At 36.1% G+C, this 9,253-nt stretch carries 11 protein-coding genes and 1 pseudogene; 7 read left to right on the plus strand and 5 right to left on the minus strand.

Going from position 1 to position 9,253, the window contains the following annotated elements; genetic code table 11:
* Positions 1-91 precede the first annotated feature (91 nt).
* Positions 92-1,006, minus strand: a complete 915-nt coding sequence (locus RT445_RS21470; RefSeq protein ID WP_274797226.1) for a C40 family peptidase — start codon at positions 1,004-1,006, stop codon at positions 92-94.
* A 320-nt stretch (positions 1,007-1,326) separates the two neighbouring features.
* Between RT445_RS21470 and RT445_RS21475 the strand changes: the two genes are divergently transcribed.
* Both RT445_RS21475 and RT445_RS21480 read left to right on the plus strand, forming a co-directional pair.
* On the plus strand, positions 1,327-1,869 hold the full coding sequence (locus tag RT445_RS21475; RefSeq protein ID WP_274797227.1) for a GNAT family N-acetyltransferase: 543 nt from the start codon (positions 1,327-1,329) through the stop codon (positions 1,867-1,869).
* The gene (locus tag RT445_RS21480) at positions 1,842-2,453 is read left to right on the plus strand and encodes a DUF4304 domain-containing protein (protein WP_274797228.1); all 612 of its coding nucleotides are present in this window, start codon (positions 1,842-1,844) and stop codon (positions 2,451-2,453) included. Before RT445_RS21475 ends, RT445_RS21480 begins: the two co-directional genes overlap by 28 nt.
* Positions 2,454-2,501: 48 nt before the next feature.
* On the opposite strand, the gene RT445_RS21485 is transcribed toward RT445_RS21480, so the two are convergent.
* Positions 2,502-3,125, minus strand: a complete 624-nt coding sequence (locus RT445_RS21485; RefSeq protein WP_274797229.1) for a YczE/YyaS/YitT family protein — start codon at positions 3,123-3,125, stop codon at positions 2,502-2,504.
* Positions 3,126-3,248: 123 nt separating this feature from the next.
* Between RT445_RS21485 and paiA the strand changes: the two genes are divergently transcribed.
* Positions 3,249-3,767 (plus strand): spermidine/spermine N(1)-acetyltransferase, encoded by a 519-nt coding sequence (paiA, locus tag RT445_RS21490; protein ID WP_274797230.1) that lies wholly within the window; start codon positions 3,249-3,251, stop codon positions 3,765-3,767.
* Positions 3,768-3,815: 48 nt separating this feature from the next.
* Here paiA and RT445_RS21495 read toward each other — a convergent pair whose 3' ends face one another.
* Complete coding sequence (locus RT445_RS21495) at positions 3,816-4,433, minus strand: FMN-binding negative transcriptional regulator (protein ID WP_274797232.1); 618 nt, start codon at positions 4,431-4,433, stop codon at positions 3,816-3,818.
* A gap of 169 nt (positions 4,434-4,602) precedes the next feature.
* Between RT445_RS21495 and pdxR the strand changes: the two genes are divergently transcribed.
* The 3 genes and pseudogenes from pdxR (at position 4,603) to RT445_RS21510 (ending at position 7,141) form a co-directional block, all read left to right on the plus strand.
* Entirely contained in the window at positions 4,603-6,009 is a 1,407-nt protein-coding gene (gene pdxR, locus RT445_RS21500) for a MocR-like pyridoxine biosynthesis transcription factor PdxR (protein ID WP_274797233.1), read from the plus strand.
* An 83-nt stretch (positions 6,010-6,092) separates the two neighbouring features.
* A pseudogene (locus tag RT445_RS21505) lies at positions 6,093-6,524 on the plus strand (DUF2935 domain-containing protein).
* Between the two features lie 113 nt (positions 6,525-6,637).
* Positions 6,638-7,141, plus strand: coding sequence for a GNAT family N-acetyltransferase (locus RT445_RS21510; protein WP_274797236.1), 504 nt, complete (start codon positions 6,638-6,640; stop codon positions 7,139-7,141).
* Between the two features lie 34 nt (positions 7,142-7,175).
* Here the strand turns inward: RT445_RS21510 and RT445_RS21515 are convergent, their stop codons facing one another.
* Positions 7,176-8,033, minus strand: coding sequence for a manganese catalase family protein (locus RT445_RS21515; protein WP_274797237.1), 858 nt, complete (start codon positions 8,031-8,033; stop codon positions 7,176-7,178).
* 29 nt (positions 8,034-8,062) lie between these two features.
* Positions 8,063-8,572 carry a DUF3231 family protein gene (locus RT445_RS21520; protein ID WP_274797238.1) on the minus strand — a complete coding sequence of 170 codons (510 nt, stop codon included), beginning with the start codon at positions 8,570-8,572 and terminating at the stop codon, positions 8,063-8,065.
* A 294-nt stretch (positions 8,573-8,866) separates the two neighbouring features.
* Between RT445_RS21520 and RT445_RS21525 the strand changes: the two genes are divergently transcribed.
* Complete coding sequence (locus RT445_RS21525; RefSeq protein ID WP_274797240.1) at positions 8,867-9,001, plus strand: hypothetical protein; 135 nt, start codon at positions 8,867-8,869, stop codon at positions 8,999-9,001.
* The last annotated feature ends 252 nt before the right edge of the window (positions 9,002-9,253 follow it).

The raw sequence follows: 9,253 nt of genomic DNA on the forward strand, positions 1-9,253 counted from the left end.
AGAAGCCCTTTGGAACCCCTCGCATAGCAAGGGGTTTTCAAAAGATACAAAAAAAGCGTCTCATCTTAAGATGAAACGCCATTTTTTGAGGTTATTGAGTTAATCGTTGGATGAAGGCATCTAATTGTGCCAATGTGACATTGTCGTTTACGCCAAATGTTCCGTCCCCTTTACCAACCGTAATTTTATTGGAGGCGAGAATGGCTACATATGTGTTAGCCCAGTGAGCGTTAGGAACATCCGCAAATTGTTCTGCAGTTCCTTGTTGTTTTAAATTAAAGGCTTCCACTAAAACTTTCGATAATTGACCACGAGTCATAGGTGACCCAGGATTGAATTTCCCATTTTCATCACCTGTGAAAACGCCGATTTTTTTCAGCGCTTCTGCAGCACCTGCATATTTGGACGATGGTTTGATATCTGGGAAACTTGTATTAGTGTTACTAGTATTTAACTGTAATTTATTCGCTAGTCGAAGAGCAACTTCACCGCGCGATGCATAAATGCTAAAGTCGATTTCTGCTTCTTTTACTTCACCAAAATCATTGTCAGTAAAGGTTGCCACGCGTTTTGCTCCTACATAACGAGATCCCCAGTAATAAGGGTCGTTAATTTTATCGATTTTAACGCCAGAGCTTGTCGTTGCCGAAATAAAGCTGTTGTCACCTATGTATATACCAACATGGGAAATTCCGCTTCCCGATGTATTAAAAAATACGAGATCACCAGTCTTTAAATTGTCTTTAGAGATTGCAGTACCCTGCTGATATTGAGCTTTTGATGTACGTTCAAGTGAAATGCCTAGCTTAGAAAAAACAATTTGTGTATAAGCTGAACAATCCACACCTGTTTGTATATTTGTTCCTCCATACTGATAAGGAACACCTAAATATGCTTTTGCTGTATTCGTTATATCTGCTATTGTCGCCGCTTTTGCATCATGAATACCTACACCTGTAAAGAACATAAACGATGCAAAAATCGGTAGTAACCATTTTTTCTTCAATTAAACCTTACCCCTTTCAAAAAGCTTTCGCCTTTGAATAATGTAAGGATAGCATGAATGAGACAAGAATTATTTTTCAATAATATTACCGATTACCCCTAAACACCAAAATTGAAACCTTATTTTTAACTCTGTAAAACTTCTGCAATAAACATGGGCAATTTTACTAAAAATATTTGAAAAGTTTGGCTATATAGGGTTATTAGTGTTAATTTACATATAATAGCCTAAGCAAAAAATCTCTGGTCGCAAATTCACCAGAAAGTAAATGCAATATGTAAGTTGAATGAGACAAAGAAAAAAATACAGGAGGGAATACCATGTTTTTAGAATCTGATAGTGTCACACTTAGAAAAACGAATAGGCAAGATGTAGATTTTGTTTGTAGCCTAGAAGCAATGGAGGAAAATGCGAAATTTATCATTCCATGGTCAAAGGAAAAGCATGAAAAAGCATTGGCAAATACAGATGTTCTACATTTAATTGTGGAAGATCGAAAAAGAAGTCAACCTGTAGGCTATCTTATTATTGCTGGATTAGAAAATCCCGATTTAAGCATTGAGCTTGTAAGAATTACGATCAACGAAAAAGGAAAAGGGTATGGTAAGGAATCCTTTAACCTTATTAAAGATTGGGTATTTACGAAATTTCAAGCTCATCGTCTATGGCTAGATGTGAAAGTAAATAATGTGCGAGCTTTTAAGCTTTACCAAAAACAGGGCTTTGTAGTAGAGGGAACATTAAGAGATTGTCTCAAAACAGAACATGGCTTTGAATCTTTACATATTATGTCTATTTTAAAAAATGAATATGAAGAATTAACAAAGGAGGGAACATGTTGCAGCACATCTTTAATGAGTTGATAAAACAGGACATAAAGCCGTTCTTAGCCACATTCGGCTTCAACAAGAAAGGTCTGAATTTCTATAAGAAAACGGACAACCTCATCTACCTAATCAATTTCCAAAAATCTGCTGGGAATACAGCTAATCAGGTTCTATTTTATGTGAATTGCGGGATTTACGCAGCTGAGTTGGCACAAATTCAATCGAAAGAAATTCTGACATCACCGAAAGAAGTAGAATGTCACTTCAGGGCAAGGATGAGAGAAATAGCTGACACTGCTCCAGATCGATTTTCTATCACAGCTACTACTAATATAGATAACGTAAGAAAAATGCTACTTCCTTGTTTAGAAGATGTCCTTCATTTCTTTGAAACGATGACCAGTGCCAGATCCATTGTTGATTATTATACGTCAGGCCCATTTTTACATTTAGGTGAAGAGAGCTTTCATTTGCTATTACAGGCCAATGATGTAACTGCAGCGAAACATTACTTTAATGCATTACGTAAAAAGCATGGAGCTGAACAGAGGTGGTCCATTTTCGAACAACAATACCATGCTATATTCAATCAATATGGAGTGAAACTTGAAATAATTTAAGATAAAACCAGCACTCATCTCAATTGAGTAGCTGGTTTTTGTTATTGTCTAACGATTAAGCTCTTCCTTTTGGCTTATGTTCATTTTGTTATCTAATATTCTCCCGATTATCGGCATAAAGAAATGCAGGATAAAGCCTCCTAAACAAACTGTTAATAACGTACCGACTCCAATTGGCCCTTTAAAAATCATGGCAAGTACTAAAAATAAGACATAAATAATTGTTCTTGAGAAAAATATCGATTTTTTCGTCATTTCTTTTATTAATATAGTTAGTCGATCTACAGGAATAGGTGCAAAATTTGTATGTAAATAGGTTGCGGTTCCTAACCCAGTCACTATCAATCCTATGCCAAAACAAATGGCTTGGCTATACCAAAAGTCTGGTGTTACGAAATCGCGTAATAGAAATAACCACATATCTATCCCTATACCAGTAATAAATGCTGTAATCAAGCCTACTAATTCGGGCTTTTGTTTGGCTATTAGGGCATTACTACCGATTAATAGGATGGCCAGAATGATTTCCCAGCTACCTACTGTCAAGCCCACATTTCTAGACAAGCCTACTAAAAGAGCATCAAAAGGAGAGGTGCCGAGATTGGATTGTATAGTGAAAGAAATACCAAGCGTTAAAATTAAAAGGCCTACTACATAAAAAGCATATCTCAAATTGCAGCCCCCTTTCCATTATTTTTGTTGCAAATACAACAAAATTGCGTTACATTGACTATATACTCTTTTTATTGCATTTGCAATATAAAATCTAGAAAGAGCTTAGTAGGAGGGCAAGAAATGACAATTAAAATAAAAAAGTGTAACCGTGAAGATTTAAAAAAGCTACAAGAAGTTAGTATTGAAACATTCCATGATACATTTAAAGAGCAAAATTCACCTGAAAATATGAAAGCATATCTTGAAAAAGCCTTTAATGAAAAACAGCTGGCACAAGAATTAGAAAATGCTGCTTCACAATTCTATTTTATTTTGGACAATGAAGAAATTGCTGGCTATTTAAAGGTAAATGTTGATGAAGCCCAATCTGAAGAAATGGGGGATGAGTCACTTGAAATTGAAAGAATCTACATTCGCGACAAATTTCAAGGAAAAGGGTTTGGCAAACATTTGTTCAACAAAGCATTGGAAGTAGCTATGGCGCAAGACAAAAAAAGTATTTGGCTAGGTGTTTGGGAGAAGAATGATCATGCCATCGGTTTTTATCAAAAAATAGGCTTTGTCCAAACTGGAGCCCATTCATTCTATATGGGTGATGAAGAACAAATTGATCTTATCATGACCAAAACACTTGCCTAAATGTTTAATGGCAGAAACGTTGATATCACAACATTTCTGCCATCTATTTTATTCAGTTCTATTTTTCTTCATAGCCTCTGCCACAGCAGCCGCATGTGGATCTTCTTCTTTATAGAGCTCGCTAATAATATTAACATAGTCAGAAGCATTACGATTTTGACTTAATTTATAGGCAGCTTGCACCTCTTCTACCTTGATTTTAAATCCTTTAATTCCTTTGATTTCTTGCTGTAAAAGCTCTGGAGATAGTTTATCCCATAATACAGGATTTTCACGGAAACTTTCATATTTTTCAAGTAGACTCGTTAAGTCTTGTTCTAACTCCTTGCCATCTATTAGACTGGCTTTCCCGTAAATATGGACAGCTTGATAATTCCATGTTGGTACGTTTTCTTTCTCATACCAAGAGGATGATATGTAAGCATGAGGTCCATTAAATATGACAAGAATATCATTTACTTCCTCAAAGGTCTTCCATATAGGATTTCCATAGGCTAAGTGACCTGTTAGATAATAATCGTCCTCGATTTTATTCAGTAGTATCGGGATATGAACTGCTATTGGCTTACCTTTTATGGTTGAAACAAGTGTTGCAAAGGAATTCTCTCGAATAAATTCTGTGATTTCTTCTAAATCAGTTATTTTGTAATACTTAGGAATATACATGTCAATCTCTCCTTAGTTCTTCAAATTCATTGCGAGTATTTCGAATAAACAAACTATTACAGGTAGGCGTCTTTACATTTTCTCCTCAACAATGTAGATTTTATTATAAACAATCACTGGTACCCCTTAAAAGTGCCAACAATGCTATTTCGAAAGGAGCCAAGGAACGATGCTCGAAATAACGCCAAACTTGAATAATCAGGAACCACTTTATCTTCAATTGTACAATTATTTAAAAGCTGAAATTCAACATGGAAACATTGTGGCAAATACAAAATTGCCATCACAGCGCAGTTTAGCTAAGCATTTACATATTAGTCGAAATACAGTGGACGCAGCTTACCAACAGCTCCTTGCAGAGGGTTATGTTTGGAGTAAAGAACGGGAGGGGCTATATGTTGCTGCACTTGAAAAGGGCTATTTTCAAATGGGCCCTAGTCTTTTTGAATCACCTCCATTAGTGTCTCAGCCAGAACAAGAACTAATGACCATAAAGTATGATTTTAATTATGGGGATATCAATTTAAAAGACTTTCCCTATAAAATTTGGCGAAAGTTGACTATGCAAAGTCTTAATGAAGATAATGCCCATCTTTTTTTATATGGAGATCCACAAGGAGAGCTCGAATTAAGGAAACATATAGCAAGCTATCTTTACGAAGCTAGAGGAGTTCAATGCTCAGCAGACCAAATTGTTATTGGTGCAGGACTACAACATCTTATGGGAATCGTATGTAACTTAATTGGACGGAACGAGCTTTTTGCCATGGAGGATCCAGGTTATTACCGGGTGCGTTATCTTTTGAAGGATCATGGTATAAAGATGAAGCCCATACCTCTTGATGATCAAGGGATTCAGATTGACCATTTAAGAAACAGTAATATTAAAGCTGTTTATGTCACGCCATCTCATCAATTCCCAATTGGTACGGTTATGCCAATCACAAGAAGACTAGAGTTATTAGAATGGGCTAAGTCAGAAGATGCGTATATCATCGAGGATGATTATGATGGGGAGTTTCGATATTCGGGTAAACCAATACCAGCTCTACAAGGTTTAGATTCAAATGAACAGGTTATTTATATGGGCACCTTCTCAAAGTCATTAATTCCGTCCATTAAGCTAAGCTACATGGTTCTACCGAGAAAATTAATCGATCTTTTTAAACGGAACAGCTATTATGTTCAAACTGTATCAAGACACCATCAGCATACTTTACAATTATTTATAGAAAGTGGCCATTGGGAAAGGCACCTCAACAAATCAAGGAATGGCTATAAGCGAAGATATGAGGTATTAATAAAGGCCATTCATCAAATATTTGGAGACAAAGTAAAATTGTATGGGGCTAGCAGTGGCTTACATATTCTACTTGAACCAAATAATAAGATGTCGGAAGAGGAACTGATTGAAACTGCGAGGTTAAAAGAAGTAAAGGTTTATCCTACCTCTATTTTTTATGCGAGCCCTTCTGAGATAAAGTCTGCAAAGGTGCTGCTTGGATTTGCCAATCTAGAGGAAGCAGCAATTGAACGGGGGATTGAGCTGTTAAAAGCTGCTTGGTTTGGGAAATGAAGATTCATATTCGAACCTTCTAACGTTCTATTTTTACAGCTCTTGTATATACATATAAGAGATGAGTGAAATGGGGGAGAAGCATGCAGTTTTATTATGGCAATCAAATGCCGTTACGTGTTCTTGATGAAGCTGAATTTTGGAAACATCAAGAAGAGGAACATACGGTAGTGATAAGGGAGCTTGTCAAAGATTTAGAGCAGCAATACGTCGAGAGATTGAAAGAATGGGAAATAGCCTTTGCTCAGACACATCAGCAAGTAGTTAGATATATAGAAACTGTCAATCGCTCACAAGGACAAGTTTCCCAAGCATTTTTTCAAGATATTTTGCAGCTTACTTCTTTTTGTCTCCAACAGAGTGAACAATTTATTCAATTTTGTCGTATGCTTATTTAAGACAGTAAACCGATCAGCACCAATCCAACAGCCAAAGTTGTATTAAATCATATTATTGTAGAATCAGAATATTTTATCGGCATCGCACAAACCATTTTATATCAACAATCACTTTAAACATCCATTTCCTTCGATCAAGGTCTTTATCAGATCTTGATCTTTTGTTATGATCATACTAATTTTTAAAAAAGTGTTAGGATTCCAAAGTAATAGAAAATGGGGGAGAAAAAATGGAGCTAAAAAATATAAAAGATACAAAACAACTTAATGAAGAACTAGACGGGCTATCCGAGCTTTTGAAAACGGTCGTTGACGAAGGTGCATCACTAGGATTTTTACCTCCTCTAGCGCAAGAACAAGCACTAACATATTGGCAAACAGTCATAGCACCAGACGTCATTTTGTTTATTGCCAAAATCAATCAAACAGTGGCAGGCAGTATTCAATTGCATTTAATGACAAAGCCGAATGGACGTCATCGAGCTGAAATTTGCAAATTAATGACGCATCCAGACTTTAGACGTCACGGCATTGGGCGCGCTCTGATGCAAATAGCGGAAGAAAGAGCAAAGCAAGAAAACAGGTCTTTAATAGTATTAGATACAAGGGAAGGCGATCCTTCTAATCAATTGTACAAATCCTTAGACTATCAAGAAGTTGGTAAAATACCCGCCTATACTATTTCTTCAAAGGGTGAATTAGAGACAACAGTTATTTATTATAAATTGATTTAGCAATACAAAAAAATCCCAGTATTAAACTGGGAAATTAATGATTCATATCCTTCAGACCAGGGCTGTGTTCATTTGGCATCTCTGGCATGAGTGGTACAGGGAACCCTTCAGGCGGGGGAGTTACATTAAGTTCTCCGCCATTTCTACTTGGCGTTTGTCCTTGGAAGATTTCACCGATACGTGTTGGATCTAATCTGAAGTTAAATTGGGCATTATGATAGCCCATTTCGACGAATTTCCTACATTCGGGATATTTGTTGATATCATAATTCGGCACTGGGAACAGTTTTCCCCAATCAACTCCTAACGTTTCTAATGCTTTGGCAAATGCGTTTTGATGGGCATTATCTCGAACGATTAGAAATGCAAGGGTTTCCCTAAATGTTTGATTTGAACTCATCTCATAAATACGTGTTTTTTGGAGTACACCTGTAGACTCAAGCACTAAATTATCTAATAAATCCGCAATCAAATTTCCATGCGCATACACCCAAGAACCATTCCATGGATTACCTGCAGCATCTACAGGTAAAGAGGATTGCGCCCCCACAATATAATGATGAGGATTAGCATGTCTAACAGCTTCATCCAAAGGGGCTTGGTCGGCTCCGTTACTACCAGGAGCAGAAGATTCACCTGAATCGTTTAGCAATTGGTTTATTGTATTTTGTACGAGCTCGACGTGGGCAATTTCTTCTAGGAAAACGCCACGAAGTAAATCACGATATTGTGTTTCTTTCCCTCTAAAATTAGAGCTTTGGAAAAAATATTGCATCATGGTTCTCATTTCACCATAATGACCACCTAGTATTTCTTGCATAACACGTGCTGCTTGTGGATCCGGTTTGTCAGGCTTAATAATGTTAATTAATTCTTCTTTATAGTAATACATTTGCATTCCTCGATTCGGGGAAATTCACTTTACTTTTCAGGATAATTGACATGTAATGGCGGTGGTACAAGCCATCCTTTATTTTTGTTTAAACGTAAAAGCTTAGCACCAAGTTGAGCTTTAGCCATGTGGAATTGTCCATACATTAATGCGACATCCTCACGAGTAGACGTACCCATTGCTTGACTACATGCCACTAATCCAGCAGCAACATCAGCAGTAAGAGCTGCACTAATTTCAGGATCGTTAAACTTTGCACCTGGAGGAATATCTTCCAATCTTGCGACAGGTCTTTCAGGTGAAGCTGGTGGTAGAGCTATTCCATTCGTTTTTAGAATTTTTTCTAATTGTTTTACTTCTTCTCTACACGTTTCGATCAAATCTTCAATTATTTTTTTAAGATCTTCATCACCAGCATGATTATAGAACGTTTGATAGCCAGAAATCATACCATAATCTGCAATTAAACTTGACCAAACACTAAATACTTCACCATAATGCAATGGTTCATCTTTTGGATTTCCACCAAGAATACCCATATTCTACACTTCCTTTTCTGGTTTTCACCTTTTTTTCAAACAAAGATAGTATGGATGAATAAAGAATAAACATTCCTTTTAATCAAAAGAATTTAAAGACCTAGCATGATTTTTTGCACTTACGTATAAAAGAAGCCACAGAGAATAAATCTCTGCAGCTCTTTAAGTAGTGAGACACTACGCACTTTTATTGTGGTTGTATATTGTGGTTTTATACATGTGTATCATAATTTAAGCATGATAGTATAAATCACCGCAATAAGGACAATTTATACCTTATTGGAGGTGAGAGTTATGGCGAAAGAAAAGAAAAAGAATGAATTAGAGCAAGAAGAAGTAGCAATGGAATTTAATATTGAAGAACTAGAAGTGAAAGAACAAAAAGAACAAAAGAAAGAACAACAACAATTTAATAAAGAAAAAAAGTAAAACATTAAAAAATATCACAATCAATCAGTTGTGGTATTTTTTTCATTATAAGAAGGTGTATCCTAGTTATTTTAGCGATACATCTTTTTTTGTTTATTTAAGCCGATGAAAATAATTGGAATATTGTGTTAATATATACTTGAATAGCGTGTAGAAGGGGAGGAAGTAGATGAGTGAAAAGCAATTATTTGAACAAATGAAAATGTGGCGTAATTGGACTGTTGAATTTCTACGTACAATTCCCGAGGATAT

The organism is Lysinibacillus sp., from assembly GCF_032093475.1.
Taxonomy (GTDB): Bacteria; Bacillota; Bacilli; order Bacillales_A; family Planococcaceae; genus Lysinibacillus; species Lysinibacillus irui.

Coding starts and splice junctions, on each gene's coding strand:
- RT445_RS21475 (WP_274797227.1), top strand. CDS start 1,327: ATGTTTTTAGAATCTGATAGTGTCACACTTAGAAAAACGAATAGGCAA.
- RT445_RS21480 (WP_274797228.1), top strand. CDS start 1,842: ATGTTGCAGCACATCTTTAATGAGTTGATAAAACAGGACATAAAGCCG.
- paiA (WP_274797230.1), top strand. CDS start 3,249: ATGACAATTAAAATAAAAAAGTGTAACCGTGAAGATTTAAAAAAGCTA.
- RT445_RS21495 (WP_274797232.1), bottom strand. CDS start 4,433: ATGTATATTCCTAAGTATTACAAAATAACTGATTTAGAAGAAATCACA.
- pdxR (WP_274797233.1), top strand. CDS start 4,603: ATGCTCGAAATAACGCCAAACTTGAATAATCAGGAACCACTTTATCTT.
- RT445_RS21510 (WP_274797236.1), top strand. CDS start 6,638: ATGGAGCTAAAAAATATAAAAGATACAAAACAACTTAATGAAGAACTA.
- RT445_RS21515 (WP_274797237.1), bottom strand. CDS start 8,033: ATGTATTACTATAAAGAAGAATTAATTAACATTATTAAGCCTGACAAA.
- RT445_RS21520 (WP_274797238.1), bottom strand. CDS start 8,572: ATGGGTATTCTTGGTGGAAATCCAAAAGATGAACCATTGCATTATGGT.
- RT445_RS21525 (WP_274797240.1), top strand. CDS start 8,867: ATGGCGAAAGAAAAGAAAAAGAATGAATTAGAGCAAGAAGAAGTAGCA.